The 22008-nt window shown below is 43.3% G+C and carries 20 protein-coding genes and 1 pseudogene; 15 read left to right on the forward strand and 6 right to left on the reverse strand.

Features of this window, described 5'->3' with window-relative positions; all coding sequences use genetic code 11:
* The first annotated feature begins 112 nt into the window (after positions 1-112).
* The 3 genes from NFS34_RS01330 (at position 113) to NFS34_RS01340 (ending at position 2513) form a co-directional block, all read left to right on the forward strand.
* Complete coding sequence (locus NFS34_RS01330) at positions 113-742, forward strand: YhcB family protein (RefSeq protein WP_251358039.1); 630 nt, start codon at positions 113-115, stop codon at positions 740-742.
* A 54-nt stretch (positions 743-796) separates the two neighbouring features.
* Positions 797-2005 (forward strand): S1C family serine protease, encoded by a 1209-nt coding sequence (locus NFS34_RS01335; RefSeq protein ID WP_251358040.1) that lies wholly within the window; start codon positions 797-799, stop codon positions 2003-2005.
* Between the two features lie 145 nt (positions 2006-2150).
* Positions 2151-2513 carry a hypothetical protein gene (locus tag NFS34_RS01340; protein ID WP_251358041.1) on the forward strand — a complete coding sequence of 121 codons (363 nt, stop codon included), beginning with the start codon at positions 2151-2153 and terminating at the stop codon, positions 2511-2513.
* A gap of 50 nt (positions 2514-2563) precedes the next feature.
* On the opposite strand, the gene murA is transcribed toward NFS34_RS01340, so the two are convergent.
* Complete coding sequence (murA, locus tag NFS34_RS01345) at positions 2564-3823, reverse strand: UDP-N-acetylglucosamine 1-carboxyvinyltransferase (protein WP_251358042.1); 1260 nt, start codon at positions 3821-3823, stop codon at positions 2564-2566.
* 33 nt (positions 3824-3856) lie between these two features.
* A complete protein-coding gene (locus tag NFS34_RS01350; RefSeq protein WP_251358043.1) occupies positions 3857-4102 on the reverse strand; it encodes a BolA family protein in 246 nt (81 codons plus the stop codon).
* Between the two features lie 345 nt (positions 4103-4447).
* On the opposite strand from NFS34_RS01350, the gene NFS34_RS01355 reads away from it, so the two are divergent.
* The 11 genes and pseudogenes from NFS34_RS01355 (at position 4448) to mgtE (ending at position 13846) form a co-directional block, all read left to right on the forward strand.
* Positions 4448-5431: a calcium/sodium antiporter gene (locus NFS34_RS01355; protein WP_251358044.1), complete on the forward strand. Its 984-nt coding sequence runs from the start codon at positions 4448-4450 to the stop codon at positions 5429-5431.
* Between the two features lie 92 nt (positions 5432-5523).
* Positions 5524-6495 carry a KpsF/GutQ family sugar-phosphate isomerase gene (locus NFS34_RS01360; RefSeq protein WP_285834435.1) on the forward strand — a complete coding sequence of 324 codons (972 nt, stop codon included), beginning with the start codon at positions 5524-5526 and terminating at the stop codon, positions 6493-6495.
* Positions 6496-6528: 33 nt separating this feature from the next.
* A complete protein-coding gene (kdsC, locus tag NFS34_RS01365; protein ID WP_251358045.1) occupies positions 6529-7086 on the forward strand; it encodes a 3-deoxy-manno-octulosonate-8-phosphatase KdsC in 558 nt (185 codons plus the stop codon).
* 3 nt (positions 7087-7089) lie between these two features.
* Entirely contained in the window at positions 7090-7644 is a 555-nt protein-coding gene (gene lptC / locus NFS34_RS01370) for an LPS export ABC transporter periplasmic protein LptC (RefSeq protein ID WP_251358046.1), read from the forward strand.
* The gene (locus NFS34_RS01375) at positions 7641-8435 is read left to right on the forward strand and encodes an LptA/OstA family protein (RefSeq protein ID WP_251358047.1); all 795 of its coding nucleotides are present in this window, start codon (positions 7641-7643) and stop codon (positions 8433-8435) included. Before lptC ends, NFS34_RS01375 begins: the two co-directional genes overlap by 4 nt.
* Before the next feature lie 21 nt (positions 8436-8456).
* Positions 8457-9182, forward strand: a complete 726-nt coding sequence (gene lptB / locus NFS34_RS01380) for an LPS export ABC transporter ATP-binding protein (protein ID WP_251358048.1) — start codon at positions 8457-8459, stop codon at positions 9180-9182.
* Positions 9183-9341: 159 nt separating this feature from the next.
* Positions 9342-10712: an RNA polymerase factor sigma-54 gene (gene rpoN, locus NFS34_RS01385; RefSeq protein ID WP_251358049.1), complete on the forward strand. Its 1371-nt coding sequence runs from the start codon at positions 9342-9344 to the stop codon at positions 10710-10712.
* 21 nt (positions 10713-10733) lie between these two features.
* Positions 10734-11021 carry a ribosome hibernation promoting factor gene (gene hpf, locus NFS34_RS01390; protein ID WP_251358050.1) on the forward strand — a complete coding sequence of 96 codons (288 nt, stop codon included), beginning with the start codon at positions 10734-10736 and terminating at the stop codon, positions 11019-11021.
* 8 nt (positions 11022-11029) lie between these two features.
* On the forward strand, positions 11030-11566 hold the full coding sequence (locus NFS34_RS01395) for a PTS sugar transporter subunit IIA (RefSeq protein WP_251358051.1): 537 nt from the start codon (positions 11030-11032) through the stop codon (positions 11564-11566).
* Positions 11547-12398 (forward strand): annotated as a pseudogene (gene rapZ / locus NFS34_RS01400) (RNase adapter RapZ). Before NFS34_RS01395 ends, rapZ begins: the two are co-directional and overlap by 20 nt.
* Before the next feature lie 71 nt (positions 12399-12469).
* A complete protein-coding gene (gene mgtE / locus NFS34_RS01405; RefSeq protein WP_251358052.1) occupies positions 12470-13846 on the forward strand; it encodes a magnesium transporter in 1377 nt (458 codons plus the stop codon).
* A gap of 20 nt (positions 13847-13866) precedes the next feature.
* Here mgtE and pmbA read toward each other — a convergent pair whose 3' ends face one another.
* Positions 13867-15240, reverse strand: a complete 1374-nt coding sequence (gene pmbA, locus NFS34_RS01410; protein ID WP_251358053.1) for a metalloprotease PmbA — start codon at positions 15238-15240, stop codon at positions 13867-13869.
* A 178-nt stretch (positions 15241-15418) separates the two neighbouring features.
* On the opposite strand from pmbA, the gene yjgA reads away from it, so the two are divergent.
* Complete coding sequence (gene yjgA, locus NFS34_RS01415) at positions 15419-15937, forward strand: ribosome biogenesis factor YjgA (RefSeq protein ID WP_251358054.1); 519 nt, start codon at positions 15419-15421, stop codon at positions 15935-15937.
* 4 nt (positions 15938-15941) lie between these two features.
* On the opposite strand, the gene tldD is transcribed toward yjgA, so the two are convergent.
* Genes tldD through NFS34_RS01430 form a run of 3 tightly spaced genes read right to left on the reverse strand, consistent with a single transcriptional unit; the run spans position 15942 to position 22006 of the window.
* The gene (gene tldD / locus NFS34_RS01420) at positions 15942-17381 is read right to left on the reverse strand and encodes a metalloprotease TldD (protein WP_251358055.1); all 1440 of its coding nucleotides are present in this window, start codon (positions 17379-17381) and stop codon (positions 15942-15944) included.
* Between the two features lie 3 nt (positions 17382-17384).
* The gene (locus NFS34_RS01425) at positions 17385-18188 is read right to left on the reverse strand and encodes a carbon-nitrogen hydrolase family protein (protein ID WP_251358056.1); all 804 of its coding nucleotides are present in this window, start codon (positions 18186-18188) and stop codon (positions 17385-17387) included.
* Positions 18185-22006 carry a YhdP family protein gene (locus tag NFS34_RS01430; RefSeq protein ID WP_251358057.1) on the reverse strand — a complete coding sequence of 1274 codons (3822 nt, stop codon included), beginning with the start codon at positions 22004-22006 and terminating at the stop codon, positions 18185-18187. Before NFS34_RS01430 ends, NFS34_RS01425 begins: the two co-directional genes overlap by 4 nt.
* Between the last annotated feature and the right edge of the window lie 2 nt (positions 22007-22008).

Below are 22008 nucleotides of genomic sequence, written 5' to 3' on the forward strand. Positions count from 1 at the left end.
TTACATTTTTTCGAAAAGAATTTGTGTATCATATGGCGAAAGGAGTTACACTTTAATCCGTTAGCAACCATCTTATTTACAATAAAACGGCTTAACATTTGAGGAAGAAGAAATGAACACGGCCTTGATCACTCTAGGAATTCTTATCGCATTGGTTTTGGGATTTTTTGCTGGCCGCTGGCATGGCATGTCAAAACGTAGCAAGCAATTGTCCGACAAATTGGAACAAAAAGAAGAAGAGCTCAGCGAGCTTAAATCCAATGTGAATGAACATTTTTCAGAAACCGCACGACTGTTCACCAACCTAACCGAAGAGTATAAAAGCCTTTATCAACATCTGGCGCAGGGAGCATCCAAACTCAGTGATGAAAGCTTTAAATTGGCCTTAGGTGCGCCCACTGCCGAAAATTTAACTCAAGACACGCAAACTGCGGAAGATCACAAGAACCTTAGCGAACAGTCTGGCTTTAACGAAGAAGTGACCGAAGTGGCTGAAGATGAGATGGTGAGCGAAGACGTTGTACAGCCAGTGGATTATGCCCGCCCCAACAGCTCAGAAGATAATAAAACTCATGCTGAAAGTGATTCAGATGAAAAAAGCGCTAGCGAGCCCGTTATGGAAGAGCAATCGGCAGCAGAAACTACCGATGATTCTAGCTCCGAAAAGTCTGAATTGGATAACAATCAAGAAAATACGGACAAAAAAGATGAACAAGCTAGTAGTAAGCCTGTCTCTTCTTAGTACCAATAAACAATTTCCGTCAGTGACCGCTGGATAACCAATAAGATCCCCATTATGATGAAATTACTTTCAGCTTTAGCTTTTATTGCCAAATACATTCTGATCGGCTTAGGTATCGCCGCCTTGCTGGTGCTTTTGATGCCGGAAAAATTTAATCTAAACCGGTTAATCGATTTTAATAGTCAGACTCAAACTGAAGCCCAAATCCAAGCGCTAAAGCCAACATCCGATCCTGCCACCCTTATCGCCAAAGCAAAAGCAGCAGTGGTCACTTTACAAGTTGGCTCCAAAGCCTACCCGATCAATTCGCGCCAATGTTTTGATAATGTTCGCAATCATAGCTCTGAGCAAAACGCCTGCACTTTTGTCAATAATGGCTCTGGTGTCATTATTGATAAAGAGGGATATCTAATCACCAGTGCTCATGTGGTTACTTTTTCCAGTCGTGGCCAAATTTTCGACCAAGCAGAATCAATCATCGTCAGTTTCAACGATTCAAAGACTCACAGCGCTACCATTGTTGGCATCGATCGCGAGTCAGATTTAGCCTTGCTCAAACTTAATAACCCAAACAATCTAATCGAGCATTTTTTACCTTTAGCCACCAACAAAAATACTCAAGTGGGCGAAACCGTTTACGCCATAGGCACGCCCTATATGGGCTTTGAGCAAACCGTCACCAGCGGCATTATCAGCGCCAAATTTTTTGCCAAGGTGTCTAACTATTTGCAAACCGATGCCCAACTAAGAAGTGGTAACTCTGGCGGCGCCTTAATCAACGCTAATGGCGACTTGATCGGTATTACTCAATTAAGCACTCAAGAAGTTTCTGGCGAGCAACTACTGCAAAACTTCGCCATTACCGCGCCCGATGTGGCGCGAATAGCCTCTCAGCTCAAGCAGTACGGAAAAGTGAAGCGCGGCTGGTTGGGTTTTAGCGGTGATATGAGCATCAACTTGGCTTCCATTAGCCAAGAACGCCAGCTTAATACGCAACAAGTGGCCGAGCTGGAAAGCGCAATCAAACAACTGCCTTTCGGTTTAGGTATTGTGGTTACAGGCCTTCACGCCAATGGCCCCGCCGAACAAGCAGGTTTGCAGCTTTTTGATATTGTCACCAAGGTTAATGAGCTGCCACTGTACAACAGCACCGATCTGCTTGGCGCTATTTGGAATAAAGCACCCGATGATAGGGTTACCGTTACCTATTGGCGCAATGGCCAAGAATTTAAAACTGAAGTAGTGCTAGGAACCAAAAGCTGAGAAAAAATTGCAACCAAACCATCTTAAGATACCAACCATGTAATGATTCTAAGCAATCATCCTCTTTTAGCGACTGTTAATATGGGCTTTAGCATAAAATCAACGCCTTATATTTTTTAGTGTGTTTTTATCAAGCTGTGCATTGTTGGGTAGCCCATCGTTTGAAAGTGATGTTGTTAAAAACGGTGAACTGAAACAATACGCACTTATTTTGAATGGTAAAAGGCCTAATATGGTTCACGATGAATCTCAAATGTTTTGGCCAACTTACTATGATGTTTTTTATAAAATACATGTCTATCAATTAGCTGGGGTAATAACTGAGGGTGATTTCAAAATAACATATAACAATAAGCTACATAACTTAAAATCGTACTCGGGCTCTTTAACATTTACAGAGAATGAAGTAATAATAAACTTGCGTAACTGTCCACATCCTGACAATTGCTTTAATGCTGACTTTAACGGCACTTACAATTTGAAAAATAAAATACAACAAGCCAATTAAGACTGAACTGCTAAAGCTAGGTTGCTATGCGCCACTATTGGAATCTTAAACTAGCCCACCCTACGAATAGACGCGCCAATATTTTGCAGTTTTTCTTCGATGGTTTCATAGCCGCGGTCGATATGATAAATCCGATCCACTAGCGTTTCGCCATCGGCGACTAACCCTGAAATCACCAAACTAGCCGAAGCGCGCAAATCCGTCGCCATCACTTGGGCGCCGGACAATTTTTCCACCCCGCGGCAAATGGCAGTATTACCTTCGATCACAATATCTGCGCCCATCCGCTGCATTTCCAAAACGTGCATAAAGCGATTTTCGAAAATGGTCTCCGTAATGGTGCTGGTGCCTTCGGCAACTGCGTTTAGCGCGCAGAACTGCGCCTGCATATCAGTCGGAAACGCTGGATAAGGCGCGGTTTTAATATTGACCGCTTTGGGGCGCTGGCCTTTCATATCCAACTCGATCCATTCATCGCCGCTTTTCACCTCAGCGCCAGCTTCTCGCAGTTTGACCAAGACCGCATCCAAAATACTAGGGTCGGTATTACGGCACATAATGCGACCACGGGTAATGGCCGCGGCAATCAAATAGGTTCCGGTTTCAATCCGATCCGGTTGAACATCGTGATGACCGCCGTGTAACCTCTCCACACCTTCAATCGTCACTATCGAAGTTCCACCGCCAGAAATTTTCGCACCCATGGTATTTAAGCAGTTGATCATATCGACAACTTCTGGCTCACGCGCGGCATTTTCAATAATGGTCGTGCCTTCGGCTAAGGTAGCAGCCATCACCAAGTTTTCAGTGGCGCCAACACTGACCATATCCATCACGATAGTCGTACCTTGCAAGCGGCCATCGACTCGCGCCTGAATATAACCATGATCCATGTTAATGTTAGCGCCCATCGCTTCAAGGCCCTTGAGGTGCAAATCTACCGGGCGCGAGCCAATCGCACAGCCGCCTGGCAAGGAAACGTCGGCTTTACCAAAACGCGCCACCAAAGGTCCTAAACACAAGATCGAGGCACGCATGGTTTTGACTAGCTCATAAGGTGCTTCGTAGCTATGTACCTTACTGGTATCCATTTCCACTTGATTTTTCTCGCCAATAGTCAACTCGACACCAAGACGACTGAGCAACTCCAAACTGGTAGTAACATCGTTTAAATGTGGCAAATTGCCAATCGACACATGACCATCGCACAATAAAGTTGCCATTAAAATCGGCAATGCCGCATTTTTTGCGCCAGAAATTTTCACGCTGCCATCTAATGGACCTGCATCTTGGATCAATAATTTATCCACGGGTTTACCTCGAATCGTTCAACTTAAGTTGGATTACTGGAAATGTTTTACTTTTTGCCATTCGGCGTCAGTGTAAGCTTTAATGGTTAGAGCGTGAATTGCGCCACTGGCAATATGTTCATTCACCGTGCCATAAACCAATTGTTGGCGCTTGACCGAGCGCAAATCAGCAAAAGCTTCACTTACCACCACCACCGAAAAGTGGCTGCCGTCGCCTTCAACTGTTAGGTGTTGGCAATCGATCTCGGCTTTAATTAGTTGTTCAATCGTTTCTATCATGTCTATTCACTATTGGGATTTAAAGATTGGCTTTTGCAGACGCCATTATAAGCGGTTGGCGAGCACACAATACCGCTCAATTCTGCATAAAGCTGCGAGCAATCTTACAAAGTATGTCATAAAAGTGGCGGAATTTTACCTCAAATCGAAGCTAGAAACACTAATGGTGACAGTCTTTGTGTGAATCAGTTACAATAAGCCATGACAGGACAAGAAGTATCGAGGCAATGATTTGCAACAAAATCGCACTTGCTTTTGTACAACTTGTCCTATTTTATATAGCTATAAATGCATTGGAGTGGTCAAGCCGCTTAAAAAACCTCCAATACAATAATAAGGGTTTTAATGTTAGAAAATCTCGCTTTTCTATTAGTTGGGATAAGCTTACTGGTCTGGAGCGCTGACCGATTTACTGATGGCGCAGCTGCGGTCGCTCGAAATTTCGGCGTATCACGTCTGATCGTGGGGCTTACCATTGTCGCCATTGGTTCTTCATCGCCTGAAATATTCGTCTCGCTGATGGATTCGATTAAAGAATGCCCCGCCGATGTGATCAATTGTGGCCCGCAAATAGCCATTGGTAATGCGATTGGCTCAAATATTGCTAACGTTGCTATGGTATTGGGGATCACAGCACTAGTGCGTCCTTTACTGATCAATTCGAGTACCTTACGCCGCGAGATCCCAATTCTGTTTGCCGTAACCCTATTGGGGTTATTGGTGCTATGGGACTATAAATTAAGTCACTTTGAAGGCTTTTTGCTGCTTGCTACTTTAGTGGTCTATTTTATTTGGCTGGTGCGCCTTGGGATTCAATCGCGTACCAAAGACGACCCTATGCTGGGCGATATTGTCGAAGAATTGCCAGACAAAATGCCTAATGGTAAGGCGATTGTTTATTTAATCATCGGCCTCATTTTATTGGTGATCAGCTCCAATATGTTGATTAAAGGTGCATCCGGTATAGCCGCTTACTTCAACGTATCCGAAACCGTGATCGGCCTTACCATTGTGGCGCTTGGCACCAGCTTGCCGGAATTGGCGGCTTCCATTGCTGGCGTGCTTAAAAACGAATATGAAATTGCTATCGGTAACGTTATCGGCTCTAATATTTTTAACTTATTGGCGGTCCTTGGCATTCCAGCAGCATTAGCAGCGCCAAGCGTCGAGCATAAGATTTTAACCTTGGATTATCCGGTTATGTTTGGCCTGACCATTTCTCTGGCTTTTATGGCCTATGGCTTTAGAGGTCCGGGCAAGATCACGCGCCTCGAAGGAGCCGTGTTATTAGCCGTCTTTATTGGTTATTATATGATTCGCTTCTTCTAACACTTAACGCTAGAAGTCATAAATCATTTATTATCCATGCTTTAGTCGGCCCAAATTAACAACCAGGAACTAGTAAGCAAGCGAGAATACCTATGGCACAGCATCAATTTTTAGCCAGCGCGCAGCGAGTTTTTTCTATCGAAAGCCAAGCTATCCAAGAGCTGGCATCGACTCTGGGCGAACAATTTGAAGCAGCCTGTCAGGATATCTTAGCCTGCCGTGGCAAGGTAGTCGTGATCGGGATGGGTAAATCCGGTCATATCGGTGGCAAAATGGCTGCAACTCTTGCCAGCACTGGTACCGCCGCCTTTTTTGTACATCCAGCCGAAGCTAGCCATGGCGATTTAGGCATGATTAGCGAGCAAGACATTATCATCGCCTTATCCAACTCCGGTGAAACCCACGAAGTTACTGCCTTATTGCCCGTCATTAAGCGACGCGGTATCCGATTAATCTCAATAACTGGCAACCCCAATTCGCAACTGGCCAAAGCCAGCCACATTCACTTAACGGTTAAAGTAGCGCAAGAAGCCTGCCCCCATAATCTAGCGCCGACGGCCTCCACCACCGCAGTTTTAGTGCTTGCCGATGCCATCGCGGTATCGCTACTCGAAGCACGTGGTTTTACCGCGGATGATTTTGCTTTATCGCACCCTGGCGGCAGCTTGGGTAAAAAGTTATTGTTATTGGTGGATGACTTGATGCATTCGGGCAAAGACTTTCCTGCGGTTAAACAAACCGTTTCCGTCAAAGAAGCTTTGCTTGAAATAACCAATAAACGCTTAGGCATGACGGCCGTAGTCAACGAACAGCACCAACTGGAAGGGATTTTTACCGATGGCGATCTACGGCGTAGCCTAGAATTGGGAACCGATATTCTCAACCACAGGATTGGCGAGGTCATGACCCGAGGTTGTAAAACCGTTACACTGGGTACCCTTGCATCCGAAGCAGTCAATATCATGCAGCAACACAGCATTAACGCGCTCATCGTGGTGAATGAACAAAAACAGCCGGTTGGTGCTCTAAATATGCACGATATGCTAAAAGCCGGCGTGGTGTAAAATACCCCTAAACGAAATAGAAGTATTAACTGCATGAATATTAATCCCCAATTGTCCAATTTGTCCGAAGAGCTGCTACAAAAAGCCAGTCAAATTCGCTTGCTGATTTGCGATGTAGATGGAGTTCTGAGTAATGGGCAGGTAATTTTTGGTAATCAGGATGAAGAGCTAAAAACCTTTAACATAAAAGATGGTTTTGGGTTAAAAGCTTTGCAAAATCACGGTATTGGCGTAGCCATTATAACCGGACGCAACTCCAAAATTGTTGAAAGGCGTTGCCAAGAACTGGGCATAGAACACCTGTACCAAGGTCATCTAAACAAAGTCGGTGCCTTTGATGAACTGTGTGAGAAGTTTTCGATTACAGCAAACGAGGTCTGTCACGTAGGTGATGATTTACCCGATCTACCGCTTATTCAAAAGGCTGGACTTGGAGTTGCAGTTAAGGATGCTCATTGGTTTGTGTTGCAGCATGCTGACTGGTCGACCAAACAACTGGGCGGCTTTGGCGCGGTGCGCGAAGTATGCGATTTAATTTTGCATAGCCAACAAAAACTCAAGCCTCTACTCGAATCCTATCTAGGACACTAATCCATGAACTTCTTTAAAGGACGCGCAATACTTTGGTTACTGATCCCCGTAGCCTTTATTGTGGCCTTTCTATGGGATACGTCGGCTCCAACTCAACCAAACTTTATTCAGGAGCCGAGCAACCCAGATTATTTTTTGGTCGATACTCATACCATAGAATTTAGCGAAAACGGACTTGCCGATCGTCAGTTTAAAAGCGATAAAACCTTACATTACCTATTTAAACAAGAAACCAATTTAGAAAATCCGCAATTCAGTTTTACCAACAAAGATAATCAGCAATGGTTTGTGACCGCGCAATCGGCCATCAGTAAAGAAATGACGGAAGAATTATTTCTGAGAGGCCAAGTTAAAGTCAGTTTTGCACAAAGCGATAGCAGTCAGGCGATACTGAATACAGAGCAATTGACCATCGATTTTGCAACCGAAAACGCTTACACTCAAGAAGCTGTAATCTTACAAGATCAATTCTACCAACTCTCGGCGGTCGGTATGAGCATTGATTTTTATGAAAATTTAGTCCATTTTAAATCACAAGTGGTTTCAGAAGAATTATGAAATTGATCCGCCATTACCTCGCTTCTAGTCAATTACTGTCGATGCTATTTTTGACGGGCGTCGCTGTATTACTGTTGAGCTTTAGTCCGTTTCTAGTAGCCGCTCAGTCGGAAAAATCGAACATCCGCTCTGACGAATCTTTTTTGCAAGAAAATAAGTTTATTTATCAAGGCAATGTGCTTTATGAGCATGATAATCTTGAGATCAAAGCCGAAACCTTAATACGCGAAAACAAAGAGCGCAAAAAAGTTACGGTTACGGGTAATCCAGCCAAGGTTTTTTATACCGATAATCAAGGCGAACAGACGGAAATCTTCGCTCCTGCTATTTATTACTGGGAAGATTCGGGAGAAATTCTAGCCAGCGGGCCAATAGATATTAAGCAAACCTCGAAACAAGACCGCTTACGGCTTTTTGGAAACGAGTTAAAAGCCAATCGGCAGGTTTCCTCAGGCTTTAGCTTTAAATTAACAGGCACGCCGACTCGGTTTGAATTACAGCAACCCGGCCTTGAACACATCAAAGCCACGGCCAACAGCTTAAGCTCTAACGGCAAAGGCCGAAAAACCCTGCTCAAAGGCAACGTTAAATTACGTCAAGGTGACTCCTACATGGCCGCTGCAACCATTACCTATGATGGTGAAACGGGCTTGGTCTCGGCTAAGCAAAGTCAGGACGGCAGCCAAAGAGTCGAAACTGAGTTTTTTTGGGATGACGAAAATCAAAAGCCGCCTACAGAGGAAAACCCGCAAGCAAGCGAATCTGAAAATACGGATGACAACAACAATTAACCGAAGTGCCGAGAACTCCTAATGACGATTTTACACGCCCAATCTTTAGCCAAAAGTTATAAAAGCCGTAAAGTGGTTGAAGACGTCAGCTTGCAGGTAGAGCAAGGCTCGGTTGTCGGTTTATTAGGGCCAAATGGTGCTGGTAAAACCACCTCATTTTACATGATTGTGGGCTTGGTGCCTTCCGATTCTGGAAAAATCTTATTGGACAACAAAGACTTAACCAGTGTCGCCATGCACAACCGCGCAAAAATGGGTATTGGTTACCTACCGCAAGAGGCTTCTATTTTTCGCCAATTGTCGGTACAGGATAACATCATGGCAATTTTGCAGCTGCGTAAAGAACTGTCCGACAGTGAGCGCGAAGAAAGACTTGAGCAGCTACTTAAAGAATTTCATATTGAGCATATCAGACGCAGCCTTGGTATGAGCCTTTCGGGCGGTGAGAGACGGCGCGTAGAAATAGCCAGAGCCTTAGCCAACGATCCTAAATTTATTTTATTGGATGAGCCTTTTGCAGGCGTTGATCCTATTTCGGTGATTGAAATCAAGTCGATTATTCAACACCTTAAAGAACGCGGGCTTGGTGTTCTTATCACCGATCACAATGTTCGTGAAACTCTTGATGTTTGTGAACATGCTTACATTGTGGATGCTGGAAACATTATCGCTGAAGGTACACCGCAAGACATTTTAGCCAATAAACTGGTACGCCAGCGCTACCTTGGCGAGCACTTTACAATGTAAATCAGTACCTTATCACTGACTATAACTCTTGCTTAAATAAATCACCCTTGTTTTTAAGATTTTTTGTCCCTATCTATTTAATAAGCACTTGCAAGCCACTTCCCATAGGAGTAACTTGTAACTAAAGGATATAATTTTAAGAGTGGTACTAATTTTTTAATGAGCCTAGAGTTAGACCTACAACTCAAACAACAACTCAAACTGAATCCTCAGTTGCAGCAATCGTTAAAGTTGCTCCAACTTTCGCAACTTGAGCTGACTCAAGAAATTCAACAACAAATATATACTAATCCATTACTCGGACTCGAAGCTGCTTCTGATGAAGCTAGCGAACCTCAAGAATTTGAACCTCTGAGTGCCGACGTCGCTAGCCAACAAACAAACACCGCCGATAGATTGCAGCAATCGGATCATCTGGTGGATTCTACCGATCTGAAAGAGCAATTAGAATTTCAATTACAGCTACACCACCTATCACAATTCGATCTTGAGATTGGTTACTACGTGATTGAGAACCTTAACCGGCAGGGTTTTTTAACGGTTACGCCCAAAGAAGTTTGCCAGCAAATCCTGCGCGATCTAGAACATCATGTGGAGCAAGATGAAGTCATTGCCATTCAGCATCTAATCCAATCTTTTGAACCCAAAGGTTGCGCCTGCCAAGATTTACAAGAATTTTTATTGCTACAATTAAAATCCTATCAAGGTGATAATAAGCCTTTATTAAAGCAGTTGCTGTTAGAGCAATTTCAATCGCTCGCTAATGGGCACTACACTAATATTTTAAACAGCTTAAAAATTAATCAGCGCCAATTAACTGCCTTGCTCGAAAGCTTAAAAGGTTTTAGACAAAGACCTAACGACTATCAATCGGAAGAAAGCAACGACTATATCAGCCCAGATATTAAAGTGGTGCATAAAGATGGTCATTGGCAAGCCGAGCTAATTCAAAAACAACTACCGCGAGTACGGATTAATCAGAAAAATTATGATTTATTAAAGCAATCTGCAAAAAAAGACGATAAAGCCTATTTGCAAAATAAACTCCAGCAAGCGCAATTTTTTATCCGAGCTTTGGAAGCTCGAGAATCTACTTTGCAAAAAGTGGCTAATTATATCGTCAAGCATCAACAGGCTTTTTTTGCAGACGGCGAAGCCGCTTTAAAACCGTTAAAGTTGATGGATTTAGCAGATACTTTAGAACTCCACGAATCAACCATTTCGCGCGCCACCAGTAATAAATACTGTTTGGTTTCCGGAAGAACCATACCTTTAAAATCCCTATTTTCTCATGCCATAAAAAACTCTGAAGGAGGTGAATGCTCTCAAGCAGCCATCAAAAATAAAATTCAACAACTCATCAAAGCGGAGCCTTCCCGCAAACCTTTGAGTGATAATTCGATTGTCCAATTATTGAGCCAACAAGGTATTAGCATTGCTCGGCGCACGGTTGCCAAATACCGCGATGCCCTGCAAATTCCAAGTGCTCATAAGCGCAAGCAGTTATCACATTTACACACATCAACCTAATTCAACAGAAGGAATTCATTTATGCAAATTAACCTAACTGGACGTCATCTTGAAGTTACCGATCCTCTTAAGACTTTTGTTAATGAAAAATTTGCTCGGCTAGAGCGTCATTTCGATCACATTAACAACGTTTACGTCATCCTGAGTGTTGAAAAAGTTAGACAAATTGCTGAAGCTACTTTACACGTTAATGGCGGCGAACTGTTTGCTAATAGTGAAGCCGAAGATATGTACGCAGCAATTGATTTATTAGTTGATAAGTTAGACCGTCAAGTGATAAAACATAAGGAAAAAATGAAGCGCCATTAAGCCCTTTTATGCAAATATCCGAAATCATTGCTCCCGAGCTGTGCAAGCTCGGCGAGCAAGCCTCTAGTCGCAAAAAAGCTTTGCAAGTTGCTGCCAAACATCTTGAGTCATATGAGCCGCAATTAGACGCTTTTACTACCCTAAAAGCGTTAGTCACTCGCGAGCAGCTAGGCTCTACCGCTATTGGTAATGGAGTAGCGTTACCGCATGGTCGCTTAATAGAATGTGACAAACCCATAGCTATTTTACTGACTTTAGACGCTGGGGTTGATTTTGATGCTCCCGATGCGGAACTGGTGAATCTAATATTTTGCTTAATCGTGCCACAACAGTATAATTTTCAGCAGCTAGGCGGACTCAATAGAATAGTCGAAGTCTTTAGCAACAAGGTATTAAGAGCGCAGATGCGCAACGCGCATAATGATGAAGCTTTATTCGATATTATGCACGTTGCGTTAACCCAATACGATCAAGAGCAAGCAAACCTGCAAGCGCCCATTCAAGACAAAAATAAGGATCAACCTAATGAAACTAGTCATTCTTAGCGGACGTTCAGGCTCTGGAAAATCGGTAGCACTCAATGCGCTAGAAGATGCCGGCTACTACTGTATTGACAACTTACCATTAGGGCTAACGCTGGAGGTGGTGAATCGCCACCTGCGAGAAACCGATGCGATTGCCATTAGCGTAGATGCACGTAATCCTTATGATCTCGAACACTTTAATACTGAAATTGAAAAAATCAGACTTTCTTATCCGAAAACAAAAGTCTTGTTTATTGATGCCAATGATTCCACTTTATTAAAACGGTTTAGCGAAACGCGGCGTCGCCACCCGCTGACTCGATTGGGTATTTCCTTACGCGATGCCATGAAAAAAGAAGAAAAGCTGATTACTCCTATTCGAGCCTTAGCTGATCTGGTGATCAATACCACCAACCTAACGCCGCACGAGCTTCGCGAGCAAATTCGTGATCGAGTGACTTCCAGTAGCCACTCAGCTATGGATATTCTCTTTACCTCTTTTGGCTTTAAGCACGGTTCGCCGCAAGATGCCGACTTTGTATTTGACGCTCGCTGCCTACCTAACCCACACTGGGTTCCTGAGCTAAGAGAGTTCACTGGCCGTGATAAGCCAATCCAAGATTATCTTGGCTCTGATGATCAAGTGATGGAGTACCTTTGGCAACTATGAGTATTTTTAGATACTTGGCTACCCGAATTTTCGCGTCAAGGACGTAGCTACTTTACTTTTTCTATTGGTTGCACCGGCGGCAAACACCGCTCGGTCTACCTAATCGAAAAATTAGCCGAGCACTTTAAAGAAACCTATCCCAACGTGCAAATACGCCACCGCCGACTAGACAAACTCGGTTAATCGCAACATTTCATAGCCAGCCAATGGCTAATTAGGTAAAATGTCTTAAAAATCAGACATTAAGTATCGCTATGGCAGATTTGCAAGGACAAAATAGCAAAGAGCAAATTCAGCAATTGAATGAAGCTTTAGAGGGTGGTCAATCTTCCACCTTTGAAAACCTATTGTCTGAATTATTTCCCCCTGACATCGCCTTATTTCTTGAATCCTCACCCCCGAAAATTCGTAACACCGTTTGGGAGCTGATTGAAATTGAGCAACAAGGCGAAGTGCTGCAATACCTTTCTGATGAAGTGCGACAAAACTTTATCGACAATATGCAGCCGCAAGAGTTGGCGGATGTGGTTTCGGAAATGGATACCGATGACGCGGTGGATATTCTCGAGGATCTCTCAGAAAGTCTGAGCTCGCAAGTTCTCAAGCGACTCGATGAACAAAACCGCTCTCAGATCGAGCAAGCGCTCTCTTATCCTGAAGATACCGCCGGCGGTTTGATGAATATCGATACCATTTTGATCCGCCCGCGGGTTTCGGTGGAAGTGGTATTGCGCTATTTGCGGATCCGAGGTGAACTGCCAGAAAATACTGACCAACTCTACGTGGTAAATTCTAGCGATAAATTAATTGGTTCGGTTTCAATTAGCTCAATCTTAACCAACCCGCCGGAAACACCAGTGTTAGAGCTGATCGAAGAACATAATCACACCATTCCCGTGGACATGACCGCTGCGGAAGTGGCACAAATTTTCCAACGCCACGATCTAGTCACCGCCCCGGTCACTGACGAAAATGGCAAGCTCTTGGGCCGGATTACTATTGACGACGTGGTTGACGTGATCGTAGAAGAAGCGGACCATTCTCTGCTGTCAATGGCACGCCTAGATGAATACGAAGATACTTTTGGCTCGATCACCAAAACCGCCAAGCGCCGCGCGATCTGGCTAGGTATTAATTTACTCACGGTTATTTTAGCCGCCTTAGTAATTGGTTTATTTGAAGGCACTATCGCCAAAGTAACGCTACTCGCAGCCTTATTACCGATAGTACCGAGTATGGGCGGTATTGCGGGCACTCAAACCTTAACCCTAGTGATCCGCGGTATGTCCTTAGGCCATATTAGCGAAGGCAACAAATCGTATTTACTCAAAAAAGAACTCGCCGTCAGTATTATCAATGGCGTACTTTGGGCCTTAGTGGTAGCAAGCTTAGTTTACTTTTTCGCAGCCTACAAAAACGTTACTGTAAGCCATTGGCATCTAGCGGTCACCATTGGTGGCGCTATGCTCTTTAATCTGGTTACAGGGGTATTATTCGGTGCTTTACTGCCCATGATCTTAAAAAAGATGGACATAGATCCAGCCATCGCTGGCGGCGTTATCCTTACCACTGTTACTGATGTTGCCGGATTTTTTGCCTTACTCGGACTAGCAACCTACTTCTTTGGCTGAGAAACTTTTTTGGTTTAGGCTTAACTCGCGGTCGCAATGGCCAATCCGTCAATGGCTAAAGAGCCACATAAAATACTGGAGCGGTGATCGACATCTTGGCCACTACTGATAACATTCATCAGCATGTCCGATAAATTGCCAGCAATGGTGATGCCTTGTACAAAATATTGTAGCTCACCATTTTCAAACCAAAAGCCACCTGCGCCGCGCGAATAATTGCCCGTGACTAAATTCACCCCTTGGCCCATTAACTCTGTGACCAAAAGTCCCGTTCCAAGCTCTTTGATCATCTTAGCTTGGTCGGTATCTTGCGCTGAAATCAGAATATTATGGATCCCGCCAGCGCTAGCGGTCGACTCTAAACCCAAGCGCCGTGCTGAATAGCTACTGAGAAAATAGTCTTTTAAGATGCCATCGGCAACAATATCACGGCGGTAAGTGGCAACCCCTTCACTATCATAACTGCAGCTACCAAAACCACCCTGAATAAAAGGATCTTCGGTGATGCTAATAACACCAGAGACAATCTGCTGTCCTTTTTTATCAAGCATAAAAGACGCTTTTTGATATAAGGCTCCACCTTTAAGCGCTGACAATAAATGACTCCAAATACCACGCGCGGTTTCTGGGGTAAAAACCACAGGGAAAGTGCCAGATTTTGCTTTGCCTTGATGCAAACGAGCAAGCACCTTTTCCGCCGCCTGTTGCCCGATCTGCTGCGGGCTTTCAATCTGATGAAAATCACGACTGATGCTGTAATAACCATCGCGCTGCATAGACTCTTGCGGGCCCTCGGCAATCATAGTTGTGGAAAGGCTATAACGGCTGGTATTTTTATCCGCAAAAAAGTCCAAACTATTAGCATAGATGGAAAAAGAGCTATGGCCGTAAACACTCGCCCCTTCCGACTGCTTAATGCTATTGTTAGCCAACGCTACAGCTTCGGTCGCTTGCGCCACCTCAACCAATTGCGGAATTGTTTTCTTGCTTAAATGCGATAAGCCCAAGTCAGGAAAATCAGTCGCTAGACGCTCCTTTTTCGCCAATCCTGCAAAGGGATCGGGCTCAGTGAATCGGGCGATAGCAAGCGCAGCTTTGACGCCCGCCTCTATTCCCGAATGAGTCAAATCATTGATTGATGCAGCACCTTTGCACCCCTTGTAATAGAGGTTTAAGCTTAAGTGACTATCTTGGTTAAACTCTAAAGTTTCTAACTCTTGATTACGAACTTCGATGCTATTGCCAACCGTATGATGACACCAGATTTCCGCTTGTTCAGCTCCGGCCTGCTTGGCCAGTAACAGCGCTTTTTTGACCAAATCGCGGTAGTCTTTTTGGGTCTTGTCTTGTGCTTCAGCCAGCTCGGCTAAAGTTAAGTGCTTACTGTTTCTCATAGGATCGCAAGTTCCATTAGAATAGTTCTCAAGTAGGTGTCAGCTGCAGTGATAATCATAACAAAATATGCTAGCCTATGCTGAAAATTAACTGGTCTTTAGTATTTGATTTTGGTCAATAAAGCCTGCGCCAAAAATATATTTTTCGACCGAAATCGTAGCAAGAGTTAATACCTTTATGAGCCAAGATTCTGACATTGACGCGGAAATAATTTCAAAATCAGAGCAGAAACGCGAAATTCAAGCGATCACAAAATTAGGCGAGCGCTTAATAGCGTTACCTGCTTCGGTGGTGAGCGACTACCCTCTTTCCGAGCTCTGCTTAAAAGCGATTTTAGAAGCACAAAAAATCAAAAGTCATGTGGGTAAAAAGCGCCAGATAAAATTTGTCGGTAAAGTTCTTCGCGACGAAGATTTAGAAGCAATCCAACAGAAACTGCTAGTACTTGATCAACAAAAGCAGCTGGAAAACCGAAAGCTCCACAATATTGAACAGTGGCGGGATAGAATCCTACGCGAAGGTGATAGCGCTTTAAATCAACTTATCATCGAAATCCCTGTGATTGATAGGCAGCATTTACGCCAATTGATGCGCAATGCTCAAAACGAAATCAAAAGGGATAAACCGCCAAAATTTCAGCGTGAAATTTTTCAGTATCTCAAGACTTTTATGGACCAGCTTCCTACTACCAATTAAGCCTTTAGACTTGAGTGCCGCCAACGGTAATTTGATCAATTTTTAAAGTCGGCTGCCCCACACACACGGGAACACTTTGTCCGGCTTTACCACAAACACCAATACCGGGATCTAAGCAGGAGTCATTAGCTACCATACTTACCTTTTTTAAAACTTCAGGGCCGTTACCAATAAGAGTAGCGCCTTTAATCGGTGCTGTTATTTTACCATTTTCAATTAAATAGGCTTCGCTAGCACTAAACACGAAGTTGCCAGAGGTAATATCCACCTGGCCGCCAGCAAAGTTTGGAGCATATACCCCGCGTTTGACGCTTTGGATAATTTCTTCTTTTTCCGACTGACCCGATAACATAAAAGTGTTGGTCATTCTTGGCATTGGCAGGTGGGCGTAGGACTCGCGGCGGCCATTTCCGGTTGGCGTAACCCCCATCAATTTAGCGTTATGCTTATCCTGCATATAGCCTTTGAGTACCCCCTTTTCGATCAACACATTAGTTTGACTTGGCGTACCTTCGTCATCCACGTTAAGCGAACCGCGCATATTCGGTATTGAGCCATCATCAACCACTGTACACAGATCCGAAGCTACTTTCTGGCCAATGCAGTTCGAATAAGCGGAAGAACCCTTGCGATTAAAATCACCTTCTAGTCCATGCCCTACGGCCTCATGTAATAAAACACCGGACCAACCATTACCAAGCACTACGGGCATAGAGCCAGCGGGAGCCTCAATTGCGTCTAAATTTAGCAAGGCTTGATCTACTGCTTGCTGGGCGACCTGCTCTAAATCTTGTGCAATCAAATCTTGCCATAAGTAACGACCACCAATCCCTGCACTGCCACGCTCTCGTTTACCGTTAGACTCAAGAAGCACCGTCACATTTAAACGTACCATGGGCCGAATATCAGCCGCTTGAATGCCATCAGAGGCTACGACTAAAACCGTTTCATCCGACGCCGATAAAGTAATAATAACCTGGGTGATTCTTTCATCCAGTTGCCGCGTTTTTTGATCGAGCGATTGTAGTAACGTAATTTTTTCGGATTGACTGGCGCCTAATAAGGCCGCTTCAGGTGAATACAGTTGCTGATGACTTAGTTGAGTAAAGTCAATTTTTCGCGCTTGACCTTGTCGGCTAACTGAAGTGGCGGCTCGAGTAGCATTTTCTAACTCATGTAAAGTAAAAGCATTGGCATAGGCAAAAGCAGTTTTATCGCCCACAATGGTTCTAACGCCTAAACCTTTGTTAAGATTGAAGCTCGCATCTTTAACCGCTCCATCTTCTAGCTGCCAATATTCTAACGATGCCTTTTGGAAAAAAATATCAGAAAAATCGATTTGATAAGCCGAGATATTATTGATAGTCGCTTCAAGCATTTTTAAATTAAGATCCGACTCTTGAAACAAATTAGCTTCAGCTCTAGTTAGAATTGAACTACTCATAAATTAAATTTTCCGGTGTAAATGCGCAGGGAAGCGACGTCTTATAGTAGCGAGCTTTGATTGCTCAATATTAACCACCAACAAGCCTTCCTCGGCTTCTAAACTAGCCAGCACCTTACCCCAAGGATCGATTGCGAGGCTATGGCCGTAAGTTTGACGACCATTGGCATGGATACCAGTTTGATTAGCGGCAGCCACAAAAAAAAGGTTCTCTACCGCGCGAGTTTTTAATAGCAACTCCCAATGCGCTTGCCCAGTTTTGTAAGTAAAGGCTGAAGGCACTAGCGCCAACTCAACCCCTTGGGATTGGAAATAGCGGTAAAGTTCTGGAAAACGCAAATCATAACAAATACTGATGCCAATTTTTAATCCTGCCACCTCGATAATTTGTGGCTGTTCACCCGCTTGGGTATCCGCCGACTCAAGGTATTGTTCCTGCTCAGAAACTGCCACATCAAACAGATGAATTTTATCATAGTAGCTATCAAGCTGCCCTTGCGAATTGTAGATTAAACAGCGAGCATAAGGTCGCTTTATGTCGTCTGATTGGATCGGAAATGAGCCAGCGACAATCCAGATATTAAGCTCTGCACTTACGCGACTGAGCCAAGCTTGCACCTTGCCTTGGCCTTGCCGCTCTTGATTGGCAAGCTTCTCGGCAGAATGATTCGGCATCAATGCAAAATTCTCAGGCAGTAGCACCAATTGAGCACCTTGTTCTGCGGCCTGTCTTAACAGGGGCTCAATTTTGTTTAGGTTGTGCTCAACATTATTGGAGCCACAGATTTGAATTAATCCCAGCTTCATTGTTGTGGCTCCGGAGTTTCTTGACGTTGCTGCTTGAGCTTTTGCTCTTCAAGTTCTTCTTCGCTAACTTCAATGGTCTTAGACTCTTTTGAAATTTCTTCAACTTTTGGATCTTCTATATTACCCGTTATGCAGTATTTAATACTGGCGACAACATCAATCGCCGGTTCAAAAATTTTACTGACTAAAAACATCACTAAGCCAGTTGTCGGCTCTATCGCCCAGCCAGCTAATATCGGCAAACTTGAACCTAACTTAGGAATAACCGTGACCGTTTGGTTAACCGTTTGCTGATTAAAATCAACGCTACCGCTGATTTCCACATCAGCAGCGGTACCCGCAATCTTCGCTTCTTGCGCAACCATAACACCATTTTCAATTGAAAAACTGCCTTTGATGCTATTGTAGAAAAAGCCATCACTAAAAATATCACTAAAATCCAAAGACAAGCGTCGTGGAATACTTTGCAACGAAAACAGGCTGAATATTCTTGCTTTACGGTCACTCAAATTTCTTATTACCCCTTTGCCAGCATTAATCACCAAACTACCGTTGGTTTTAGCCAATTCGAAATCCGTCAGCTCACCCGGCCACATAAGTTTAGCTTCACCTTTAGTGGCAGTATCGCCAACATCACCAGTCATTTCCCAGTAGTCTAACAAGCCCTGTGGACTCGGAATGTCAAAGTTAATATTAAGGTTGCTTTGCTGCTTATCCATGCTGCCATTCAAAGCCAAAGAGACTTGATTGCTAATAACAGCATCGCCAGTAATTTTTAAATCATCACCTACAAGCTCACTCTTAGCCTTTAAAGGGCCAAACTTATAACCATTAACACTACAATTTTCGCAGCTTAAGCGCCATTTATCATAGTCAGCTAAATTCATCTCAAACTTTTGATCGGATAGCGATTCAAAGGGCTCTAACTGCAAGTTTAAATATTCAAAATTTATTTCACGCTGCCCATTCGATAATTTACGATAATTAGCTCTGGCTTGCTCTGAAAAAAGGTTTAGCCGAAGATCTTCTCCAGAGCTGGCGATATCATTGATCCTAACGTTAGTAAAGGTTTGTCCAGCCACCTGCAGCTCTGGACTGGTTAGGGTAATATCATTTAGCCACGGCGGCCAAGCCTGCTCTCCAGTTTCCGAAGGTCCTAATTTAAAAAGTAGTACCCACTCTTTAAGAATAATTTTGTCAAAGTAACCGGCTATACTCACCCCGTTCTCGGGAGTATTGACGGTCTGGGTAGCCATTCGTCCTAATTGCACCTTGCCATTAACCTGCTCACTGTTTTCTTCATCTAAGTCCAATTCAAGTTTGAACTGATCGCCTAAAACGCCCCTTAGATTAAGGTTAGTTCCACTTTTTAGCAAAGTAAACAATAGCGGTTTCTCTTCGGCTAACGCTTTGGAAATAATATCAGGGCCATAAATTCGAGTTCCTTTTAAATCGGAACGTACGACCAAGGACTCATTCGGTTCATCTTCTTTATCCACCACGTAAAACAAATCCAAACTGCTAGTCCCTGCAAGCAGCTCAGGCGATTTTGGTAAAAAGTGATCAAGAAGATTTTGCCCATGAACATGGCCGCGCGCAGAAATTTCTAATAAATTATCGGCCTTAGTAAATTCGTCAATTTTCAAATCTACCGTAAAAGGTTGTTGAAAAACTTCTGCGGTAACATTTTTGGTATAGGCGCCATTTTCGGTAAATACCAGCTGCCCATTCACATTATCGGCTTCGAGCTGATAGGGGATCCCAGAAATGATATTTCCGCTAAAATCTATCTGGCCTCTGACTTTAGGCTTAATGTCATCGACTAGTAGAATGTCTAAATCTAGATCGAGGCTAACTGTTTTATCGTATTTAATTTCCAGTAATTCTCGACCGAGTAAATCCAGCATTGGCGAGGTTTCATAAATTTGCCGGTAACTTGAATAGCCTGACTGTCCTTTAACTTCAATTTGCAATCGCTGATCATCAGCCTTCAGGTTATCGATGATCGCCCTGCCTGATTGTAATTCTGCTCCAAAAAGGTTTCCCCGCAAGGCGTCAACCTCGAGCCTTTCATTATCAAAAATTGCGATAGCATCAATACCGTTTGCTTTTGGCCAGTCTTGCTCAAATTTAAAGGTCGCGTCATTGGCAAACGCCGTGATTTGAAACTGGCCATCAGAATTAATATAAGGAAAGCCCGCCGCATCTCCTCGGAAAAGCAACTTTGCTTTGTCAACCGTTCCGCTTAATAGCGCTTGGTCTAAGTATTCTAACGTTTTCTTAGGAAACGAACCGTTGCGCGGCCAGTAACGATAGAGCTTCGCAATATCGATATCTCTAGCTTCTGCTTGCAAGCTTAAATTAAGCGGTTCAAAATCAATTTTACCTCTTAAAATCGCCGTAACGTCAGCATTTTTGAGATGCAAACTCTCAATATCCACACGTTTGAAATTTGTTAGATCAAAACTACCCGCAACGTCCAAATTTTCAAGAGGAATAATTTCTTTAAACAACTTAGGCCAGCTCAAACTCGAATTTTGAGCAGATACTTGATAATGCCAAAGCCCCTGTTCACCAAATAAAAGTAGTTTATCTAAGCTGATTGAAGGTATCTCTTGCCGCCCCTTAAAGACAAAGTCACGTACCTGCAGTTCACCACCAATTGGTTTTATTTCGTTATTTTCTGTTACCAATTTCAGCTCTGCTTTTTCTACAAACCCAGCTGCGTCAAATTGATTCATCTGAGCATATAATTTTGGCTCAACAAAAGGTGCTACTACCTTACTGATAAAGCCTAGTGATAAATTACTAATGCTAATATCGTAACGATCGCCTTGAGCCAAGTTTTCGATTCTAGCTTCCAAATGAGTCTTGGGTTTATCCGCCTGGATTTGCTCCGGCGCTTCAATCAACAATGACTCACTCGAGAGGCTCAATATATTCGAGTTTCGCGCTAGATTTAGGACTAAGTTGAGCTGTTCTGCTGCACCGTCTGCAGTTTGATTATCCATTTCAATACGGCCTTGCGATAATAGTCCATCATCTATCGTTAACCAATGACGATAATTTGCCGTTTTAAAGACTTCTAACTTATCATTGTCTATTAACAAGCCTAACTTCTGCAGATTAATATTGGTTAGATTAAGGTAGTTAGTTACTTGATAACTAGGATTTACAAATAGATTTTTGCTTTCAATAACCAGCCGACCATTACTGAATAGCTCGCCATTAGAATCTAACAATAACTGTTTTAAATGATTGTGTTGCTTTATTGTTAACTGTGAAATGGTTTGACTAACCTGATTATCATCATTACTAAGATTCAGCCGAATATTAGCTAAACTGATAAATTCATGATCGAGAACTTCTGGATTCTTTTCTAAAAAGTTAATCACTTTATCAAAGTCAAAACTGCTAGTTTTTGTCGTTTCTAAAAATTGGTAATCAATAATTACATCATTGGCGATTACGTTTTTAGTAGCTGGATAACCCGTATACAAGGTTTTCCATAAGTCCAATTCGAGTTTATTGTTCTGACTAGTAATGGCGACATTGGCGGTTTGATTTTTCCATTCAAGCTGCTCCACCAACACTTGAGGATGGAAGCCACTCCAATCCACTTTTAATGATTGATAATTCAGTTCGCCGCCAATGTAAGATTCGACAAAGCTTATAACCTGCTCTTTTTTACCCAAAAAATAGGGCAATGAAAATTTTAATAAGGATAGTAGTAAAACTAAAATGATTATGACTAACGACAATAACCAAATGGTTTTGGTGATGAGCTTTGAAAGAAATTTACTCGCAGACGATGGCATGC

Source organism: Kangiella sp. TOML190, from assembly GCF_023706045.1.
Taxonomy (GTDB): domain Bacteria; phylum Pseudomonadota; class Gammaproteobacteria; order Enterobacterales; family Kangiellaceae; genus Kangiella.